The following is a 20140-nucleotide window of genomic DNA, read 5'->3' as shown; positions in this document are numbered from 1 at the left end:
GCGACGAACGGGCATGGTTGGGAAATGGGGCGGGGGCCGTGGCGGTTGCCACGGCCCCCGTTGTCGTTCAGGTGATCAGTGCTTGTTGTCCTGCTCCGGGTGAGCGAAGTTGAGGTGCTCCGGAGGCAGCGGGAAGGTCACGTCGTCGCCGAACGGCGACGGCGCGGCGGCCCGGTCGAAGGTGAGCTCGGTCAGCGGCAGCTTGCCCCTGTCGTCGACCGCCGGAGCGGTCGGGTGCGGCACCTCCCGGTCCCAGTTGACGCCACTCTGCGCCTGCGCCTCGGCCCGCTTGTCGTGCGAGCCGCCCGCGTGCGAGTGGACCCCGGCCCTGGTCGCGCCCGACGAACTCGCCGAGCCCTGACGGGCGGTGGTCACGCTGGTCTGGGGCGTCTCGCCCCGACGGAAGATCTTGCTACCAAGCCACACAAGGGGATCGTACCTGCGGTCGACGACCCGTTCCTTCATGGGGATGATCCCGTTATCAGTGATCTTGATGTGCTCGGGGCAGACCTCGGTGCAGCACTTGGTGATGTTGCAGAAGCCGAGGCCCTGTTCGGCCTGCGCGTACTCCTTGCGGTCGGTCCGGGCGTCCAGCGGGTGCATGTCCAGCTCGGCCGCGCGGATGAAGTACCGCGGGCCGGAGAACGCCTGCTTGTTCTCCTCGTGATCGCGGATCACGTGGCAGACCGTCTGGCACAGGAAGCACTCGATGCACTTGCGGAACTCCTGCGAGCGTTCCACGTCGACCTGCTGCATCCGGTAGTCACCCGGAGCCACGTCCGCCGGAGGGGCGAACGCCGGGGTCTCCCGTGCCTTCTCGTAGTTGAACGAGACGTCGGTGACCAGATCCCGGATGACCGGGAAGGTGCGCAGCGGGGTGACAGTGACTGTCTCGTCGTCGCCGAAGGTCGACATCCGGGTCATGCAACCCAGCCGCGGCTTGCCGTTGATCTCCATCGAGCAGGAGCCGCACTTGCCGGCCTTGCAGTTCCACCGGCAGGCCAGGTCGGGCGCGTCGGTGGCCTGCAGGCGGTGGATGACGTCGAGGACGACCTCGCCCTCGTTCACCTCCACCATGTAGTCCTGGAGGTCACCGCCGCTCTCGTCGCCCCGCCAGATCCGGAACTGACGCTTCCCGCTCATCGGTTGTCCGCCTCTCCAGCGTCGGCGACGAGGGCGTCGAAGTCGGCGAGCTCCTCGTCGGTGAGGTACTTGGCCAGCTCGGCCCGGTCGAAGAGGCCGATCAGCTCCGGCCGCATCTTCGGCAGCGGCTTGCGGGTCAGTTGCACAGTGTCGCCGTCCAGCGCGCAGACCAGGTTGACCTGCCGCCACTTCGGCTCCATCGCCGGGTAGTCCTCCCGGGTGTGCCCGCCGCGCGACTCCTGCCGCTCCAGCGCCGCCTTCGCTGTGCACTCCGAGACCACCAGCATGTTGCGCAGATCCAGGGCCAGGTGCCAGCCCGGGTTGTAGCGTCGGCCGCCGGCAGCGCTCACCTTGGCCACCCGCTCACGCAGCTCGGCGAGCCGGACCAGCGCGTCGGCCAGCTCACCCTCCCGGCGGATGATGCCCACCAGGTCACCCATGACCGCCTGGAGGTCCTGCTGAAGGGTGTACGGGTTCTCGCCGGTGTCACGTTGCAGCGGCGCGAGGGCGGTCTCCACCGCCGCCTCGACCTCGTCCACCGCCACCTTCGGCCGGGCGGTCAGCCCGTCGGCGTAGCTGGCCGCGTGCCCGCCCGCCCGCTTGCCGAAGACCAGCAGGTCGGACAGGGAGTTACCACCGAGTCGGTTCGAGCCGTGCATGCCACCGGAGACCTCACCGGCGGCGAACAGCCCGCGTACGTGGCCGAAGGCGGCACCCGAATCCGGGTCAACCTCGACGCCGCCCATCACGTAGTGGCAGGTCGGGCCCACCTCCATCGGCTCGGCAGTGATGTCGACGTCGGCCAGCTCCTTGAACTGGTGGTACATCGACGGCAGCCGGCGGCGGATCTCGTCGGCCGACCGTCGGCTCGCGATGTCCAGGAAGACGCCACCGGCGGGGGAGCCCCGGCCGGCCTTGACCTCGCTGTTGATGGCGCGGGCGACCTCGTCGCGGGGCAGCAGCTCCGGCGGGCGTCGGTTGTTGTCCGGGTCGGTGTACCAGCGGTCCGCCTCCTCCTCGGTCTCCGCGTACTGCTTGCGGAAGACGTCGGGGACGTAGTCGAACATGAACCGCTTGCCGTCGGAGTTCTTCAGGACGCCGCCGTCACCACGCACCGACTCGGTGACCAGGATGCCCTTCACCGAGGGCGGCCAGACCATGCCGGTCGGGTGGAACTGGAGGAACTCCATGTTGATCAGCGTCGCCCCGGCCCGCAGCGCCAGCGCGTGCCCGTCCCCGGTGTACTCCCAGGAGTTCGAGGTCACCTTGTAGGAGCGCCCGACGCCGCCGGTGGCCAGCACGACCGCCGGCGCCTCGAAGAGGATGAACTCGCCCGACTCGCGGTAGTAGCCGAACGCGCCGGCCACCCGGTCACCGTCGAGCAGCAGCTCGGTGATTGTCGTCTCGGAGAACACCCTGATCCGGGCGTCGTACGAGCCGAACTCCCGCTGGTCCTCCTGCTGGAGCGAGACGATCTTCTGCTGGAGGGTGCGGATCAGCTCCAGGCCGGTCCGGTCGCCCACGTGCGCCAGGCGCGGGTACTCGTGGCCACCGAAGTTGCGCTGCGAGATCTTGCCGTCCTTGGTGCGGTCGAAGAGCGCACCGTACGTCTCCAGCTCCCAGATCCGCTGCGGCGACTCCTTCGCGTGCAGCTCGGCCATCCGGAAGTTGTTGAGGAACTTGCCGCCGCGCATGGTGTCGCGGAAGTGCACCTGCCAGTTGTCCCGGCTGTTCACATTGCCCATCGCGGCGGCGGCGCCGCCCTCGGCCATCACCGTGTGCGCCTTGCCGAACAGCGACTTGGAGATGATCGCGGTCTTCTTGCCGGCCAGCCGGGCCTCGATCGCCGCGCGCAGACCGGCGCCGCCGGCCCCGATGACGACGACGTCGTAGTGGTGTCGTTCGATGCGAGTGGTTGTGGTCATGTCAGGGGCCCTTTAGTTGATGAACCGCAGGTCGGAGAACCAGCCGGCCGCAAGCGCCATGATGTAGAAGTCGGCCAGCGCCAGGGTGCCGAGGGTGATCCAGGCGAGCTGCATGTGCCGGACGTTCAACGCCGAGACGAACGTCCAGGCCTTGTACCGCACCGGGTGCTTGGAGAAGTGCTTGAGCCGGCCACCGATGATGTGCCGGCAGGAGTGGCACGAGATCGTGTACGCCCAGAGCATCACCACGTTGAGCAGCAGGATGATGTTGCCCAGCCCGAAGCCGAAGCCCTTCGGCGAGTGGAAGGCGAGTATCGCGTCCCAGGTGTTGATCAGCGAGATGATCGCGGCGGCGTAGAAGAAGTAGCGGTGCAGGTTCTGCCCGAGCAGCGGGAAACGGGTCTCACCGCCGTACTCCTTGTGCCCGTCCGGGACGGCGCAGGCCGGCGGCGACAGCCAGAACGACCGGTAGTACGCCTTGCGGTAGTAGTAGCAGGTGAGCCGGAACAGCAGCAGGAACGGCAGGGTCAGCGCGGCGTCCGGGATGATCCACCAGCCGGGCAGGAACCGGCCGAAGTGCGAGGCTTCCTCGACACACCGGTCGGTCACACACGGGGAGTAGAACGGGGTCAGGTAGTGGAACTGGTCCACCCAGTACCACTTGTGCATGAAGACCCGGACCGTCGCGTACGCGACCCAGGCGCTGAGCCCGATCACGGTGATCAGCGGGGCGAACCACCATCGGTCGGTACGCAACGTCTTCGCCGCGATGGCGGCGCGCGCCCGCGCCCCCCTCGGCCTCGTTGCCGTTGAAGTCATTCGAGTCGTCTCCTCGACGGGCCCGTACGGGCGGGCTGGTCTCTCTCCGGTCGGCACGCGGACCGGCGAACCCGCACCCGCTGCCACGTCATGCGCACACCAACGACCACGCCGGATCGACCGACGCAGCTAAGTGACACACGTTACGCCGATCTCCGCGAGCCGTCCGCGCAAGGGAGTGTCCCGTGTGTCTGGCCTGCGGAAAAGCCCTCGACGCGCCGGTTGGCGCGCAGAATCGGGAACGTCAGCCGGAGGCTCCTCCGGTGAAGTGCCAGGAAGCCAGCCGCAGCGACGGCGCCGCCCACCAGGCACCGTCCACCCGGTCCGGTTGGCGCACCGCCCGCGCCCCCAGCCCGAGCACCGCCCCCGGCCCGAGCGCCCGCGGGTACGACTCGGTGAACCGCAGGTCACGGACCGCCCGGACCACAGTGCCGTCCTCGATCAACCAGACGCCGTTGCGGGTCAACCCGGTGACGACGAGGCTCTTCGGGTCGAGCACACGGGTGTACCAGAGGTCGGTGACCAGCAGGCCCCGGCGTACGCCGGCCACCAACGCGGCGGTGTCCGCGTCGACGACCGCCCCGGCCGCCGCGCCGGTGGTGCTCCGGCCCACCGCGCTGGCCGGACCCGCCGCCGCGCCGGTCAACCGCAGGTTGCGGGGCATCGGGCCCCAGGTGGCGCCGCCCGCTACCGCGTGCCCGGTGGACTCCGCACCGGCCTCGGTGGCGGTCCGGCGGTCGTGCGCCACCGCCCGGGTGGTGCCCGCCTCGACCAGCGTCAACGCCCGTCGACCGGTGCCCTCCGCGTCGAACGGCAACCCGGACCCGCCCAACGGGTCGTCCACCACTGTCACCGCCCTGTCGAACTGGGCTACGCCCGGCTCGGCGAACGACTGCCGCTCGGCGTACCGCTTGCCGTTGAAGCCGTAGAAGGACAAGTTTTGCAGCAGGTCAGCCACGGCGGCCGGCTCGAACACCACCTCGTAGTGCCCCGGCGGCAGCTCGACCGGGTCGGCCGCCGCCTGTGCCTTCGCGGCCGCCTGCGCGCCCAACTCGGCGCCGTCGAGGTCGGACAGCCTGTCGGCGCTGCGCCGGGCCACCCCGTCCACGCCGTCGCGGCGGGCGATGCCGTCCATCGCCGCCTCCACCGAGCGGCCGTACGCCGAGTGCCCGGCCGAGTTCGCGAACGCCGACGAGCGGTGCGCGGTGCGGCAGTAACCGGCGGTGCTGAGGCCCCCGGCGGCGGCCACGAACGCCCCCACCCGATCGGCCCGCTGATCCGGCTCGGCGTGCGCGGTGGCCTCGTCGACTGGCGGGGCGTCCGGTGTGGGCGTGGGCGGGGTCAGCCCCGGCCAACCGGCGTCGGGCGGGCAGAGCCGGGCTGCGGCCAGGGTGCGCTCCACCAGGGCGGACAACCCGTCGGCGGTGACCACGCTGCCGCCACCGGCGGCCGTCCGACCGTCGACGTGCACCCGCAGCCGAACCCCGACAGTGGACTCGGAGACGTTCTGGTGGATGCCCGAGTTGGCGAACCGGGTCAGCGCCAGGTCCGCCCGCGTCACCACCGCCTCGGCCTGCGCGCCCGGTCCGCCAAGACGGCGGACCAACTCCACGACCTGCCCCGCCAGCTCGACCTCACTCCTCGCGCTCACGCTGACACCCCCACGCGGACGTTGCGGAACCGGGCCGGCGCGGCCGGGTGCCCGGTGTGCCCGACCTGGCCGGGTTGGCCCTTGCCGCAGTTGGGTGTCCCCCAGGAGACCGTCTCGCCGGAGAGCATGTCCATCGAGCGCCAGAACAACGGGCCGATCCCGGTGTACGTGGGGTTGCGCAGCATCCGCCCCCGCCGCCCCTTCTTGATCTCCCAGCCGACCTCGCAGCCGAACTGGAAGTTGAGCCGCTTGTCGTCGATCGACCAGGACCGGTTGAGATCCATCAACACGCCGTCGTCGGTGGCCGCGATGATCTCGTCCAGCGTGTGTGGGCCGGGCTCCAGGCCGACGTTCGTCATCCGCACCATCGGCAGCCGGGCCCACCCGTCGGCCCGTACGCTGCCGCCGTAGTCGAGGCTGGCCATCGCTGCGGAATCCCGGCCGGCGAGCACACCCACCCAGCGGCCGTCCCGGACCGCGTCCCGCTTGACCGCCGGGGACCCCTCGTCGTCGAAGCCGAAGCTGCCCAGCGCTCCCGGGATGGTCGGGTCGATGGTGATGTTCATCAGCTCCGAGCCGTAGCGCAGGGAGCCGAGCTGGGCCAGGTCCAGCCAGGACGTGCCGGCGAACGCCGCCTCCCAGCCGAGGATCCGGTCCAGCTCGATGGCGTGCCCGACCGATTCGTGGATCTGGAGGGCCAACTGCTCGCCACCGAGGATCAGATCCGTCTCGCCGGCCGGACAGAGCGGCGCGGTGAGCAGCGCCCGGGACTCCTCGGCGATCTGCGCGGCGTGCGCGGCCAGGTCCAGCGACTCGACAAGCTCCCACCCGGTGGTGCCGTACTGGCCCCGGTAGCTCGGCCAGGACCGCCGCTGCGTCTCGCCGTCACCGATCGAGGTGGCCGAGATGCCGCCGCCGCACTCGCGGATGCGCTGGTCGATCCGGTGGCCCTCGCTGGAGACGAACCACTTCGCGGTGTCCCAGATCTGGTAAAGGCCCTCGGCCAGGTCCGCGCCGTGCTCGGCCATCGTGCGGGTCGCGTCGACGAGCAGGTCGCCCTTGTCCGACAGGGGCACCCCGAGCGGGTCGATCTGGCAGCCGGAGGCCCAGCTCGCGGTGACCGCCTCGACCGGCACCAGGTCGACCGAAGGGCCCGGCACCCGCGCGCTCGCCATGGCGGTCCGCGTCGCGCGCCGGCCGGCGTCGCGGGCGGCGGCGTCCGACAGATCGGGTACGGCGTGGAAACCCCAGCTCGCCCCCACCAACGCCCGGACCCCGAGCCCGATGCTCTCGTCCTGGGTCAGCTCTTCCACGTCACCGTTGCGCGCGGTCATCGACTCGTAGCGGCGGTGCATCACCCGGGCGTCGGCGTACCGGGCGCCCGCGTCGAGGGCGGCCTGGACGGCGGCGGTGGCCGCGTCGAACTCGGTCATGAACCGACAGTAGGCCAGCCGACCGACACCCGTCAGGGGACGAGATCCTCCGGCCGGATGGTGGCCTTCACCGGCTCGGTGAGCACCAGCAGGTCGCCCGGCCCCGTCACGGACTGCTCGATGTAGTGGCCGCCCCGCCGCCGGTAAAGGTGCAGCGTTCCATTCGCCTGCTCCACCAGCAGGTACCACTCGATCCCGGCAGAGGCGTAGTAGTGCATCTTGAGCACCTTGTCCGTCGACGCGTTGCTCGGCGAGATGATCTCGCACACCAGCCGCACGTCACCCGCTTCGACGTTGAGTTCGTCGAAGTCGATCGGGCCCGTGATCACGAGGTCGGGGATGGGGATCCGGCCGGGCCTGAGTCGGACGTTCACCGCTTCCAGCACGTGCAGACCGGCCTCGCGAGCCGGGGCCCGTAGGACCGCGCGCAGTTCGCCGGAGATGTTCTGGTGTCGGGGGGTGGGGGCTGGGGTCACGTGGAGGCTCCCGTCGAAGAGTTCGACGCGTTGCTGCGTCTCGCCGAGGGCGAGGTACTCCTCTTCGGTCCACGGGCCTTCGTGGTTGAACACCGCCGCGGTCATCGTCACCTCCACCTCATGCCACGGGCATCCTGTGCTTGTTGCGGGACCAATGATCGCACTTGACGTGCGATCAGAGCCATGAACAGCCGTGGATGGCGAGGTGAGGGGTGTTCAGGGCCGATGCCGACTCGTTACGCTCTGGCCCGCTGACACGTGCCGACTTTGTAGCTTATTTTCACCCTCGGGACTTTCCTGTAAGTTCCCTTCGTCACTGAGGGAGGTGGCCGTGGACAGCTCGGAACCCTCGCCGTCCGGCGACCCGGACGACCGTCCCGCCGTGCCGGCACAGCGCTCCGACCAGGACGCCTACCTGCGCGTGCATGATCTTCGGGTCCGGTTCGACACCGAGGACGGCGTGGTGCGCGCGGTCGACGGGGTGTCGTTCGCCGTCGAGCGGGGCCGCACCCTCGGCATCGTCGGTGAGTCCGGCTCCGGCAAGAGCGTCACCTCGCTGGCCATCCTCGGCCTGCACGACCCGAAACGGACCACCATCACCGGGGAGATCTCCGTGGGTGGCCGGCAGGTGGTCGGCCTTCCAGACGAGGAGGTACGCCGGCTGCGCGGCCGGGACATGGCGATGATCTTCCAGGATCCGCTGTCGGCGCTGCACCCGTACTACACGGTGGGCCGGCAGATCGCCGAGGCGTACCGGTTGCACCACCCGAAGGCCAACCGGCGCGAGGCCCGCCAGCGGGCGGTCGACATGCTGGACCGGGTCGGCATTCCGCAGCCGGCGCGTCGCTTCGACCAGTACCCGCACGAGTTCTCCGGCGGCATGCGCCAGCGGGCGATGATCGCGATGTCCCTGGTCAACGACCCGGCACTGCTGATCGCCGACGAGCCGACCACCGCGCTGGACGTCACCGTCCAGGCGCAGATCCTGGACCTGCTCGCCGACCTCCAGGCCGAGTTCCACTCAGCGATCATCCTGATCACCCATGACCTCGGCGTGGTCGGCCAGGTCGCCGACGACGTGCTGGTCATGTACGGCGGGCGGGCCGTCGAGCGGGGCAGCGTCGAGCAGGTGCTCCGGGCGCCGCAGCATCCGTACACCTGGGGGTTGCTCTCCAGCGTGCCGTCGCTGCACGGCGACGCGGACGCGGACCTGGTGCCCATTCCCGGCAACCCGCCCAGCCTGATCAACCTGCCGCCGGGCTGCGCGTTCCACCCCCGCTGCCGGTACGCGGACCGCGCGGGCAGCCGCTCCCGCACCGAGGTGCCCGAGCTGCGCCCGGCGGGGCACGGCGATCCGGCCGGCCACCTGGTCGCCTGTCACCTGAGCGCCGAGGAGCGGGCCACGTTCTACGCCGAGGACATCGCATCCGTGGGGGTGGCCCGATGACCGATGAACCACTGCTGCGGGTACGCGGCCTGAGCAAGCACTTTCCGGTACGCCAGGGGCTGCGCGCCACCGGTCTGGTGCGGGCGGTGGACGGGCTCGACTTCGACGTGCGCCCCGGCGAGACGCTCGGCCTGGTGGGGGAGTCGGGCTGCGGCAAGACCACCACCGGTCGGATGCTGGTGCGGCTGCTGGAGCCGACGAGCGGCAGCATCGAGTTCGACGGGCGGGACATCACGCACGCCGGCCGCCGGGAGTTGCGCCCGCTGCGCCAGGAACTCCAGATCATCTTCCAGGACCCGTACGCCTCGCTGAACCCTCGGCACACGGTGGGTCGGATCGTGGCGATGCCGCTACAGGTCAACGGGATCAAGCCGCCGGGTGGGATCAAGGCCCGGGTGCAGGAGTTGCTGGAGCTGGTCGGACTGAATCCGGAGCACTACAACAGGTACCCGCACGAGTTCTCCGGTGGTCAGCGCCAGCGCATCGGCATCGCCCGCGCGCTGGCCCTGCGGCCGAAGCTGATCGTGGCGGACGAGCCGGTGAGCGCGCTGGACGTCTCGATCCAGGCGCAGGTCGTCAACCTGCTGCGTGACCTGCAACGCGAACTTGGCCTGGCCTTCGTGTTCATCGCGCACGACCTGGCAGTGGTCCGGCACTTCTGCCAGCGGGTCGCCGTCATGTACCTGGGTCGGATCGTGGAGATCGGCGACCGGGCGGACATCTACGAGCGCCCGCAGCACCCGTACACCAGGGCGTTGCTCTCGGCGATCCCGGACGTCACCCAGCTCGGCCCGGCGGGTCGGATCCGGCTGACCGGTGACGTGCCCACTCCGCTGGATCCGCCCTCGGGCTGCCGGTTCCGTACCCGTTGCTGGAAGGCGCAGGACATCTGCGCCACCGAGGAGCCGGCGCTGGTCCCGCGCGACGGTGGCCGGCAGGCCACGGCGTGTCACTTCCCCGAGGTGGCGGCTCCGATCTTCGAGGAGGTGCCGTCGTGAGCCTGTCCCCGGTGGAGGGTGTGGCGCTGGCCGAGATCGAGTCCGGTGGCGACGAGGGCGCAGCCGCGACCACTGGCGTCGTCGGCCGTTCGCCCGGTCAGCTCGCCTGGCTGCGGCTGCGCCGCGACCGGACGGCGATGGTCAGCGGCGTACTCCTGGTGTTCTTCCTGTTGTTGGGGTTGGCCGCCCCGCTGATCGAGATGGTCTACGGGATCGGGCCGCGGGAGCAGTTCCAGAACATGCTGGACGGCTTCGGCATGCCGCTGGGGTACGCCGGCGGGGTCAGCGGCGAGCACTGGTTCGGTCTGGAGCCGGGGCTGGGCCGGGACATCTTCATCCGGCTGATCTACGGCCTGCGGACCTCGCTGTTCATCGCGTTCGCGGCGGCCCTGATCACCGCGACGATCGGGATCGTGCTGGGCGCGCTCGCCGGCTACCTCGGCGGCTGGCTCGACGCGGTGATCAACTGGATCACCGACCTGACCCTGGCCATGCCCTTCCTGATCATCGCGCTGGCGCTCACGCCCACCATCACGCTGCGCTTCTACGGCGAGCGGGGGCAGGTGTCGTCCGCCTTCGGGGTGGGCGTGCTGATCGCCGTCTTCGCCATCTTCGGCTGGACCAGCACCGCCCGACTGGTCCGGGGTCAGGTGATCGCGTTACGCGAGCGGGAGTTCGTGGAGGCGGCCCGGGCCAGCGGGGCCGGGCTGGGGCACATGCTCTTCCGGCAACTGCTGCCGAACATCTGGGCGCCGATCCTGGTGTCGTTCTCCCTGGCGGTGCCGCAGTTCATCACCAGCGAGGCGGCGCTGTCGTTCATCGGCGTCGGCCTCAGCGACGAGACGCCGAGCTTCGGCCGAATGATCTACCGCAGTCTGGACTTCCTCCAGACCGACCCGGCGTACGTGTTCTTCCCGGGCATCACGATCTTCGCGCTGGTGTTCGCCTTCAACCTCTTCGGCGACGCGTTGCGGGACGCGCTCGACCCGAAGTCGTCCCGGTAGGGGTCAAAATCATGGCGCGATTTCTGCTCAAGCGACTCTTCTCCGCCACGCTGACCCTCTTCGCGGTGAGCGTGTTGACCTTCCTGATGTTCTTCGCCCTGCCGCGCGACCCGGTCAGCAGCATCTGCTCGAAGAACTGCAACCCGGAGCGGCTGGAGCGGGTCCGCGACGACCTGGGCCTGAACGACCCGCTGATCAGCCAGTACGCCGGTTACATGAAGGGCATCGTGACCGGTCGTGACCTGGGCAGCGCCCAGGGCGGCCGGTGCGACGCACCCTGCCTGGGCTGGTCGTACGTCACCAACGAGGCTGTGTCGGACACCATCGCCAGGGTGCTGCCGGTGACGCTGAGCATCGTGATCCCGGCGGCCATTCTCTGGTTGCTGCTCGGTGTGGGGCTCGGCATGGTGTCGGCGCTGCGTCGGGGCACCTGGCTGGACCGGCTGGCCATCGGCTTCTCGCTGACCGGAGCGTCGTTGCAGCTGTACTTCGTGGGCGCGGTGCTGCTGCTGGTGTTCGTCTACAACCTGCGGCTGCTGCCGGTGCCGAGCTACACCTCCATCTTCGACAACCCGGCGAAGTGGGCCAGCGGGCTGGTGCTGGCCTGGGTGGCGCTGGCCTTCCTCTTCTCGGCCATCTACGCCCGGTTGTCGCGGGCGCAGATGTTGGAGACGCTGTCGGAGGACTTCGTCCGGACCGCGCGGGCCAAGGGCCTGGCCAAACCCAAGGTGTACGGGCGACACGCGCTGCGCGCGGCGATCACCCCGGTGGTGACCATCGCCGGGTTGGACGTGGGCGGGGCGCTGGGCGGGACGGTGATCACCGAGACGACGTTCGGCATCCAGGGGTTGGGGCGTACGGCGGTGGACGCGGTGCGCTCGGGTGATCTGCCCACAATCATGGCCACCGTGCTGATCGCAGCGGTCTTCGTGGTGTTGGCGAACGTGCTGGTGGACCTGCTCTACGCGGCCATCGACCCGCGGGTGCGGCTGCGCTGACCTGTCGATGTCCAGGGTGTGGCTGGTGGCTGGGCTGTGGCGGAAGTTATCGACAACTGTTACACAACTCGAAGGTTTTCTTCCTTACGATCCTCGGGACGTCGGCGGTTCTCGCCCCGACGAAATCGCACGGCACATGGGTGAAGGGGGTACTTCATGAGACCACGCGTGGTGGCTGCCGCAGGCGGCGCGATCGCCCTGGTTGTGGCATTGGGTGCGTGCTCGAAGAACACGGGCGAGGGCACCACTGTCGACACCGAACGGCAGCAGACCGGGGTCATCGCTACCGACCCCAAGGACTCGCGGGGGCCAGCGGCCGAGGTGAGCGGCGCCGCGAAGGGCGGCACCTTCACCATCATCAGGGAGTCGCCGATCTCCCACCTCGACCCGCAGCGGACGTACTCGTTCGCCGGTCTGATGGCCAACCCGCTCTTCGCCCGCTACCTGACCACCTGGAAGGACGACGGCAAGGGCGGTCTGGTCCTGGTGGGCGACCTGGCCGAGACGCCGGGCAAGAACGTCAACAACGACTGCAAGGTCTGGGAATTCACCGTCAAGGACGGGGTGAAGTTCGAGGACGGCCGGCCGATCACCTCCAAGGAGATCGCGTACGGCATCGCCCGGTCCTTCGACCCGGACCTGTCCGGCGGCCCGACCTACATCCAGGAGTGGCTGGCCGACACCGCGCAGTTCGACACGAAGTGGGACTTCAAGAAGAACAAGACGTCGCTGCCGCCCGGCCTGAGCACGCCGGACGCGAAGACGCTGCGCTTCGAGTTCGCCAAGCCCCGCTGTGACCTGCCGTTCGCCGTCTCGCTGCCGACCACCGCGCCGCTGCCGGCCGACAAGGACACCGGCGTCGACCTCGACAAGCAGCCGTTCTCGTCCGGCCCGTACAAGGTCGCCAAGAACCAGGTCGGCGTGCAGATCACCCTGGACCGCAACCCCAACTGGGACCCGAACACCGACCCGGTCCGGCACCAGTACCCGGACCAGTTCGTCTGGAGCTTCGGCCCGACCGCCGACGCCGCCAACAACCGCGTGATCGCCGACAACGGCGCCGACCAGAGCGCGCTCGCCTTCAACACCGTGCCCGCCTCGCTGGTCGCCAAGGTGGCCGGGGACGCCACGCTCAAGTCGCGCAGCATCCTCTCGCCGACCCCGAGCGCCAACCAGCTGGTCATCAACAACCAGCGGGTCACCGACCTGAAGATCCGTCAGGCGCTCAACTACGCCATCGACCGCGAGGGCTTCATCAAGGCGATGGGCGGGCAGACCGTCGCCGCGCCGCTGACCACGCTGATGCCGCCGGCCACCATCGGCTACAAGGCGTACGACGCGTACCCGGCGGGGGCCAACGGCAACCTCGACAAGGCCAAGGAACTGCTCGGCGGGAAGACGCCAGAGCTGGTCCTCGGCGTCGCCGACAACTCCACCGAGCAGCAGCAGGGCGCCCAGCTCAAGGCGAACCTGGAGCGGGCCGGCTTCAAGATCACGCTGCGGAACATCTCCGACGACGCGAAGCTCGACGAGATCAAGAAGAAGGACAACCCCTGGGACCTGTACATCGGTAACTGGGCGGCGGACTGGCCCAGCGGGGCCTCGATCCTGCCGGTGCTCTACGACGGCCGCACCATCAAGGCCGAGGGCAACAGCAACCAGGCCTACTTCAACGACCCGGCGATCAACACCGAGATGGACCGCATCTCGGCGCTGCCCGCAGCCGAGCAGGGCCCGGAGTGGGCCAAGCTCGACGAGCGGATCATGAAGGAGCACGCGCCGGTGGTGCCGCTCTTCGTCGACGTGGCCTACAACGTGCACGGGTCCAAGGCGGGCGGGATCTTCATCTCCAGCGTCTTCGGCTACCCGTCGTTCGTGAACGCGCACGTCAAGCCGTAAGTCACACCGCACACATCCAGGGGTCCCCTCCCGACAACGCCGTCGGGAGGGGGCCCCTGTCGTCGTTTGGGAAGCCGGGCACCTGATCGGATCGGACCGCTACGGTCGGGTGAGGGGCAGGGTCTTTCGGTCAGGCTTGACGTCGAAAGGAGGCCTCGTGATCGCGGCACTCAACAAGCTCGTCGACCTGCTCGAAGAGCACCTCACCGAGGAGTTCGACGTCGCCGGAGTGGCCAGGACGCTCGGCACGACCGAGTACCACCTGCGCCGGATGTTCTCCTCGTTGGCCGGCATGCCGCTGTCCGAGTACGTGCGCCGACGCCGCATGACCGTCGCCGCCGCCGACGTCGTTCGGGGCGAGGACGATCTGCTGAGCATCGCCGTGCGGCACGGATACGGCTCGACCGAGGCGTTCGGACGTGCGTTCCGGGCGGTCCACGGTGCCAGCCCCGGTGACGTACGCCGCGATGGAGGTCCCCTTCGCACACAACCGCAGCTCAGGTTCCGCCTGATCGTCGAAGGGAGCACCCCCATGGACACCCGCATCGTCGACCGCCCTGCGTTCCGGCTCGTCGGACACGCCACCCGGGTCCCGCTCATCCACCACGGCATCAACCCACACATCCAGCAGCACATCACCGGGCTGCCGCCGCAGGAGCACCTCCGGCTCAAGTCGCTCAGCGACACCGAGCCCTCGGGGCTGCTACAGGTCAGCGACGACGTCGACGCCGAGGCCACCGAGGGCACCGAACTGACGTACCTGCACGGGGTTGCGATGTCCCGGGACGCGCCGGTCCCCGACGACCTGGACGCCATTGAGGTGCCGGCCGGCCAGTGGGCGGTGTTTCGTACCAGCGGACCCCATCCGCAGGCGCTGCAGAACACCTGGGCGGCGACCGCGAGCGAGTGGTTCCCGTCCAACCCGTGGCGGCTGCGGCCGGGCCCCTCGATGGTTGCCATCCTCGAACGCGCTGACGACTTCAGCACCGCGACCTGCGAACTGTGGCTGCCCATCGAGCCGGCGTGACGTGAGACCCAGGGCCAGGCCGGGGTGAGGAGATAGAACTCGTTGCCCTCCGGTCGGCGATGGCTCGTGAACGCGCACGTCAAGCCGTAAGGCACACCGCAGGTCAGCAGGGTCCCTTCCGGCAGCGTCGTCGGGAGGGGCCCTGCTGTTTCTGTCGATCGGCTACGACCTGCGGCATGAGAGGTGCTGAATGTAACCTTGTGGATACGTACCCACATGGTTACATTATCCGGCATGGACGCCGTGTTGCACGCGCTGGCAGACGAGAGTCGGCGCACGGTTCTCGATATTCTCCGCGACCGCCCGGCGAGTGCAGGAGAGCTGGCCGAGGCCCTCCCGATCGCTCGCCCGGGCGTGTCCCGGCATCTCCGCGTGCTGCGGGAAGCCGGGCTTGTCGACGTACGCCAGGACGCGCAGCGCCGGATCTACACCCTCCGCCCGGAGGCGCTCGTCGAGGTCGACGAGTGGCTGGGGGAGTACCGCAGGCTCTGGGAGAACCGACTCGGCGCTCTTCACACCGAGATCGCACGAGGAAAGAAGGCGCGAGGATGACCACGATCGCGACGATGCGAACGATCGACGGGACCCGCGGAGCAATCCGGGTCGAGGACCTCTACGACACGGACATCCGCGACCTCTGGCAGGCGTGCACCACGCCCGAGCGGCTGGCCCGCTGGATGGCCCGGGTCGATGGCGACATGCGGGTCGGCGGCACCATCCAGGCCGTCTTCACGAGCAGTTGGACCGGTCCGGCGCGCATCGAGGTGTGCGATGCGCCCCACCACCTGCTGCTGACGACGAAGCCGGGTACGGACGACGAGGGGCAGATCGAGGCGTGGCTGACCGAGGAGGGCTGTAAGACCCGGCTGGTGGTCGAGGAGCGCGGCCTGCCGATAGGGCATCTCCCGTTCCACGCCTCTGGTTGGCGGGTCCACCTTGATGATCTCGGTCGGTCGCTGGAGGTCGACGGCCCGGTCCATCCGGGGGGCTGGAGCTCCGATGTCAGAGCGCGCGGATGGGAGGAGCGCTGGGAAGAGCTCACGCCGGCCTACCAGCGGATGGAGATCGTTCGATGACGGACCTGATCAGGCTTAGTTTGACGACTGTCAATGCGCCCGACGCGATCGCGCTCGCACGGTTCTACGCCGAGATCACCGGCGGGGTCGCGAAGGGTGACGAGTCCTGGGCGCTCGTAGAAGGGCCGAACGGTGACATCGGTTTCCAGCAGATCGCCGACTACCGGCCCCCCACCTGGCCGGATGGCGAGGTGGGGATGCAGATGCACCTGGAGTTCCTCGTCGACGACCTGGAGGCGACCGGAGCGCGCGTGCTGGCGGCCGGCGCTACCCGATTCGAGCATCAGCCCAACGCGGACCACTGCTTCGTGTACGCCGACCCGGCCGGGCATCCGTTCTGCCTGTCCACGTGGGGGGCGCCGAGAGTCGGCGACTGACTCAGCTCGCTCGGGCATCTGTTGTCCAGGCGCGGACCAACTTGCCGGCGCTGCCCGCGAGACCGCCGACCAGGGACACACCGGCAGCGCGGTATCGAGGACGTATCCACGATGAAGATCCACGGGGGTTGAATGATGGACTGGTATCCGCCCATCGAGCCGTACGACTCCGGGATGCTCGGCGTCGGCCACGGTAATGAGCTCTACTGGGAACTCTGCGGAAATCCCGACGGCAAACCCGCGGTGTTTCTGCACGGCGGTCCCGGCGGTGGCCTGCTTCCGGACAATCGGCGGTACTTCGACCCGTCCGGTTACCGGGTCGTGCTGTTCGACCAGCGAAACTGCGGTCGCAGCCGGCCCTTCGCGGGCGACCCGAAGACGTCACTGGAACACAACACCACCCCGCACCTGGTGGCGGACATCGAACGGCTACGCGAGCACCTGGGAATCGAGCGTTGGCTCGTCCTCGGCGGCAGTTGGGGCAGCACCCTCGGCCTGGCCTACGCCCAGGCCCATCCCGAGCGGGTCACCGAACTCGTGCTCCGTGGCGTGTGGCTGGTTCGCAGGTCGGACGAGGCCTGGTCGTTCACCCCGGCGGGCGCGGCGCACCTTTTTCCCGCCGAGTGGGCGGCATTCTGTGCCGCGATCCCCGTGACGGAACAGGACGACCTTGTCGGCGCCTATGGCCGCCGCATTTCCGACCCCGACCCCGCGGTCCACGGCCCGGCGGCCCGCGCCTGGATGAGCTGGGAGCTCTCGGCCAACACCCTGCTGCCGATGCCGCCGCCAGTCATCGACGACAGCAGCCTGCTGGCGTTCGCCCGCATCACACACCACTACATCAGCAACGGCGGCTTCCTCCCGCCGGAAGGTCTCCTGGCGGGCGTCGACCGCATTCGACACATCCCGACTGTCATCGTGAACGGCCGTTACGACATCAAGACGCCGCCGAACCAAGCCTGGGACCTGCATCGGGTCTGGCCTGAGGCGAAGTTCCACATCGTGGAGGACGCCGGCCACAGCGGCTCCGAACCAGGCACCCGCAGCCTGCTCATCGAAGCCACCAACGAGTTCCTCGCGCCAATGTGATCTTGAGCCGACGTAAAAGCCTGTTGACTGCGAATCCGTACTACGCCATCCGCAGAGCCAACTGCGGACCAGTCGGTGAAACTTCTACTCGGGCGAGGTGTTGTAGTTGTCGAGTGTCGCCTTGGACGTGGACGCATCCCGAAATGTCAGCTCCCAGGGGCCGGTGTTGACGTCCATGTCCTTGCCGAACCCGACCCATTTCCCGGCCATCCGCCGGCCGGTGGGCTCCACCAGTAGCTGGATTGCGCCGTGGTACCGGGCTCCCCGGTAGTAGCCAGCGGGGTCGGTCTGCTCCACCCAGGTGCCGGTGACCACGGCACCGTCCACGGTGAGATCCATTGACAGCGACGATGCCGCCGAGCCTGGCAGGCTGCGCACGGTCAGTCGGTCGCCGTGCTGGAGCACGACCACGAAGTGCTGCCCGGCGAATGATTCTCCCCGGCCACTGGAGTGGTATTGGTAGCGGCTGAGCCAGACGCCCTCGTACGACGCGTGGACCGCGAGTGGCTTGGGCGTTGGCGTGGCCAGATTGGACATGGGCGAGGTCAGGTCGTGGCCGCCGTGCTGGTCATCGACGACCTGGCCATTGGGTATCGCGGCGAAGCCGAGCAGCGAGACCGGCAGGCCGGTGACGACCTCCAGGGCGCGGGCGTACACGGGCCGCGGTGCGGCGATCGCGCCAGACTCCCAGCGCTGGACGAGTCTCTTGTTGGCGTCGTTGGGCTCGCCGACGCGGCGGCCGGCGGCCTGGAGCGCGCGGGCGAAGTCGTCCTGGCTCATGCGCATCCCGGTGCGGACCGCGCGTAGGGCGGTGTTCGGGGCATTCATGTTCGCCACAATAGCGATGTGTCGCCTTAATGTCGCCATCAAAGTGCCCGTGTTGTCGCATTCAGTGCCGTCGCGCCTGACGACGGATCGGCGTCACTGTGGACGACAACGCGACGCCTGCCAGTGCGCGCCAGCAGCGGAGGTGATGATGCCCAGTTCTGACGAGCCGGTCAGCCGGGGCGAGCAGATTGATGCGGCCGAACGGGAAGAAGCCAAACGCCGGTTGCTCGCGCAGGCCGAGGCCGAACGGATACCGGTGCAGGAGACGACTCGGGCGGTGTCGGATCGGCGGTGGCGTGGTGAGCCGTGATCCGGTGCCGATCGGTCGGCGGGTCGCATACCTGCGGGTACGGCGGAGGTTGTCGCAGCAGTCGTTCGCGGATCGGTTGGGGAAGTCGAAGAGCTGGGTGGACAAGGTCGAGCGTGGGGTCCGTTCCCTGGAGCGGGTGTCGACCATCCGGGAGATCGCCGCGGTGCTGCGGGTCGATCCCGCAGCCCTGCTTGGCCGTGATGTCCAGCCCGCCGGGGTTGTCGAGCGTCGCGAGGGCGTCGCGCGGATTCGGGCGGCGCTGTCGGCGTACCCAATGGCTTTCAATCGTCTGGCGGACCGTGACGTGATGTCGCCCGATCGGTTGGCTCGGGAGGTGCGGCATGCGTGGATGACCTTCCAGCACGCCCGGTACCCGCGTCTGGTCGAGCTGCTGCCCACTGTGGTGACCGAAGTGCATCGCGCCCACGCGCAGGACCCGGAGGCCGGACGGACGGCGGTGGTCGAGGCGTATCGGGTGACGGCGGCGCTCCTGGTCAAGCTGGACGAGGGGAGCCTCGCCTGGTTGGTGGCTGATCGGGCGATGTCCGCCGCCGCTGGTGACCGGGTGTTGTTGGGCTGCGCGGCGGTGCAGCTTGGCCAGGTGTTGCGGGCATCGGCTCGGGCAGGGCCGGTGATCCTCGCCGCCGCTTCCCAGATCGCCCCGGGCACGCCGGAGGAGATGTCGCTGCGGGGATCGTTGCTCGTGCAGGCCGCGCTGATCGCGGCCAGGGCCGGTGATGATCGGATGGTCGGTGAGCTGTTGGACGAGGCCGCCAAGCTGGCCGCTCAGGTGGGCGACGGTCACGACCATCACCGGACGGCGTTCGGGCCGACGGCCGTCGAACTGGCATGGGTCGCTGCCGCCGTGGAGTTGGGTGACGGGCCCCAGGCGGCCACCCGGCACGAGAAGGCGATCGAGCGGGACGGGTGGCGGTGGCTGCCGGTCGAGCACCGCGCCGCGCACCTGATCGATGCGGCGCGCGCACACCTCCACATGGATGACCTCGCCAACGCGGCGCGGCTCCTGTTGCGGGCCGAGCGCATGGCGCCCGCCGAGGTCCGCGACCGGCCAGCCGTGCGGGACGTGGTCGCCCAGGTCGCCCGCGACCCGGGTGCCCCACCGACGATCACGCAGCTCGCCATCGGCCTCGGGGTGCTGTGAGCATGACGGTCAATGGACATCGGTCCACTAGCGTGCGGGGCTGTGGCAGCCAAAGCAGCGGGAGCGTTTCGACGGACGCCAATCGAGCGATCAGACCAGCGGGTCGCATGGGAACGGACGGACCAGGCCTTCTTCGCTGCCGGAGCGTGTCACATCCTCGCCTGGGTCTGCCGGGATTCCCATCCAGGCATGTCCATCGAGATCACCGCGGTTTTCCTCACGCGCGAGCGGCAGGTCTTTCACACCTACGCGACCTGGAACGGCTGGGCGTTTGACCACTCGGGCTGGAGTCCCGAGCCGCAACTGCTAGCGGTCAACACCGACTTCGAAGGGCAACCGCTGAAGCGCCTCAAGATCGCAGGGAGCCTCGCCGAATTTTGCGAGGAGCACCGTCACCGCATGCCAAACCAGTACTGGCGAGATCCACGCCCCCGCGCTCGCGCCTACGTCGGCCGATACACCCCGCCCTGGGTTTAGC

General features: G+C 69.1%; 20 protein-coding genes. 13 read left to right on the top strand and 7 right to left on the bottom strand.

Annotation, left to right across the window (positions count from 1 at the left end):
* Positions 1-75 precede the first annotated feature (75 nt).
* The 6 genes from AB0B94_RS30305 to AB0B94_RS30280 all read right to left on the bottom strand — a co-directional run bounded on the left by AB0B94_RS30305 (position 76) and on the right by AB0B94_RS30280 (position 7552).
* Positions 76-1143 (bottom strand): succinate dehydrogenase/fumarate reductase iron-sulfur subunit, encoded by a 1068-nt coding sequence (locus AB0B94_RS30305; protein WP_238668269.1) that lies wholly within the window; start codon positions 1141-1143, stop codon positions 76-78.
* Entirely contained in the window at positions 1140-3068 is a 1929-nt protein-coding gene (locus AB0B94_RS30300) for a fumarate reductase/succinate dehydrogenase flavoprotein subunit (RefSeq protein ID WP_238668268.1), read from the bottom strand. The genes AB0B94_RS30305 and AB0B94_RS30300 overlap by 4 nt, the downstream gene beginning before the upstream one ends.
* A 12-nt stretch (positions 3069-3080) precedes the next feature.
* Positions 3081-3887, bottom strand: a complete 807-nt coding sequence (locus AB0B94_RS30295; RefSeq protein WP_112583731.1) for a hypothetical protein — start codon at positions 3885-3887, stop codon at positions 3081-3083.
* Between the two features lie 244 nt (positions 3888-4131).
* Positions 4132-5514, bottom strand: coding sequence for a metallopeptidase TldD-related protein (locus AB0B94_RS30290; RefSeq protein ID WP_357288284.1), 1383 nt, complete (start codon positions 5512-5514; stop codon positions 4132-4134).
* A gap of 20 nt (positions 5515-5534) precedes the next feature.
* On the bottom strand, positions 5535-6971 hold the full coding sequence (locus tag AB0B94_RS30285) for a TldD/PmbA family protein (protein WP_357288258.1): 1437 nt from the start codon (positions 6969-6971) through the stop codon (positions 5535-5537).
* Positions 6972-7003: 32 nt separating this feature from the next.
* On the bottom strand, positions 7004-7552 hold the full coding sequence (locus tag AB0B94_RS30280) for a Uma2 family endonuclease (protein ID WP_357288255.1): 549 nt from the start codon (positions 7550-7552) through the stop codon (positions 7004-7006).
* Positions 7553-7829: 277 nt separating this feature from the next.
* On the opposite strand from AB0B94_RS30280, the gene AB0B94_RS30275 reads away from it, so the two are divergent.
* From AB0B94_RS30275 to pip, 10 genes are all read left to right on the top strand, one after another.
* Entirely contained in the window at positions 7830-8894 is a 1065-nt protein-coding gene (locus AB0B94_RS30275; protein ID WP_357288280.1) for an ABC transporter ATP-binding protein, read from the top strand.
* Positions 8891-9892 (top strand): dipeptide ABC transporter ATP-binding protein, encoded by a 1002-nt coding sequence (locus tag AB0B94_RS30270; RefSeq protein ID WP_357288250.1) that lies wholly within the window; start codon positions 8891-8893, stop codon positions 9890-9892. The genes AB0B94_RS30275 and AB0B94_RS30270 overlap by 4 nt, the downstream gene beginning before the upstream one ends.
* Positions 9889-10896 (top strand): ABC transporter permease, encoded by a 1008-nt coding sequence (locus AB0B94_RS30265; protein WP_357288247.1) that lies wholly within the window; start codon positions 9889-9891, stop codon positions 10894-10896. The genes AB0B94_RS30270 and AB0B94_RS30265 overlap by 4 nt, the downstream gene beginning before the upstream one ends.
* A gap of 11 nt (positions 10897-10907) precedes the next feature.
* A complete protein-coding gene (locus tag AB0B94_RS30260; protein WP_091406222.1) occupies positions 10908-11894 on the top strand; it encodes an ABC transporter permease in 987 nt (328 codons plus the stop codon).
* A 156-nt stretch (positions 11895-12050) separates the two neighbouring features.
* Complete coding sequence (locus AB0B94_RS30255; protein WP_357288242.1) at positions 12051-13793, top strand: ABC transporter substrate-binding protein; 1743 nt, start codon at positions 12051-12053, stop codon at positions 13791-13793.
* A gap of 157 nt (positions 13794-13950) precedes the next feature.
* A complete protein-coding gene (locus AB0B94_RS30250; protein ID WP_357288239.1) occupies positions 13951-14820 on the top strand; it encodes an AraC family transcriptional regulator in 870 nt (289 codons plus the stop codon).
* Positions 14821-15054: 234 nt separating this feature from the next.
* Positions 15055-15372: a metalloregulator ArsR/SmtB family transcription factor gene (locus tag AB0B94_RS30245; RefSeq protein ID WP_357288236.1), complete on the top strand. Its 318-nt coding sequence runs from the start codon at positions 15055-15057 to the stop codon at positions 15370-15372.
* On the top strand, positions 15369-15896 hold the full coding sequence (locus AB0B94_RS30240; protein ID WP_357288233.1) for an SRPBCC domain-containing protein: 528 nt from the start codon (positions 15369-15371) through the stop codon (positions 15894-15896). The genes AB0B94_RS30245 and AB0B94_RS30240 overlap by 4 nt, the downstream gene beginning before the upstream one ends.
* Entirely contained in the window at positions 15893-16273 is a 381-nt protein-coding gene (locus AB0B94_RS30235) for a VOC family protein (protein WP_357288230.1), read from the top strand. Before AB0B94_RS30240 ends, AB0B94_RS30235 begins: the two co-directional genes overlap by 4 nt.
* Positions 16274-16408: 135 nt before the next feature.
* Positions 16409-17362 (top strand): prolyl aminopeptidase, encoded by a 954-nt coding sequence (gene pip, locus AB0B94_RS30230; RefSeq protein ID WP_357288227.1) that lies wholly within the window; start codon positions 16409-16411, stop codon positions 17360-17362.
* A gap of 84 nt (positions 17363-17446) precedes the next feature.
* Here pip and AB0B94_RS30225 read toward each other — a convergent pair whose 3' ends face one another.
* Entirely contained in the window at positions 17447-18199 is a 753-nt protein-coding gene (locus tag AB0B94_RS30225) for an XRE family transcriptional regulator (protein WP_357288224.1), read from the bottom strand.
* A gap of 139 nt (positions 18200-18338) precedes the next feature.
* On the opposite strand from AB0B94_RS30225, the gene AB0B94_RS30220 reads away from it, so the two are divergent.
* The 3 genes from AB0B94_RS30220 to AB0B94_RS30210 all read left to right on the top strand — a co-directional run bounded on the left by AB0B94_RS30220 (position 18339) and on the right by AB0B94_RS30210 (position 20139).
* On the top strand, positions 18339-18500 hold the full coding sequence (locus AB0B94_RS30220) for a hypothetical protein (RefSeq protein WP_357288220.1): 162 nt from the start codon (positions 18339-18341) through the stop codon (positions 18498-18500).
* Positions 18490-19662, top strand: coding sequence for a helix-turn-helix domain-containing protein (locus tag AB0B94_RS30215; RefSeq protein WP_357288217.1), 1173 nt, complete (start codon positions 18490-18492; stop codon positions 19660-19662). The genes AB0B94_RS30220 and AB0B94_RS30215 overlap by 11 nt, the downstream gene beginning before the upstream one ends.
* A gap of 189 nt (positions 19663-19851) precedes the next feature.
* Positions 19852-20139 (top strand): hypothetical protein, encoded by a 288-nt coding sequence (locus tag AB0B94_RS30210; RefSeq protein ID WP_357288214.1) that lies wholly within the window; start codon positions 19852-19854, stop codon positions 20137-20139.
* The last annotated feature ends 1 nt before the right edge of the window (position 20140 follow it).

Source organism: Micromonospora sp. NPDC048986, from assembly GCF_040649335.1.
In the GTDB taxonomy this organism is placed as follows: domain Bacteria; phylum Actinomycetota; class Actinomycetes; order Mycobacteriales; family Micromonosporaceae; genus Micromonospora; species Micromonospora alfalfae.
The sequence above is the reverse complement of the archived record's forward strand: the minus strand, read 5'-3'. Positions and strand labels throughout refer to the sequence as shown.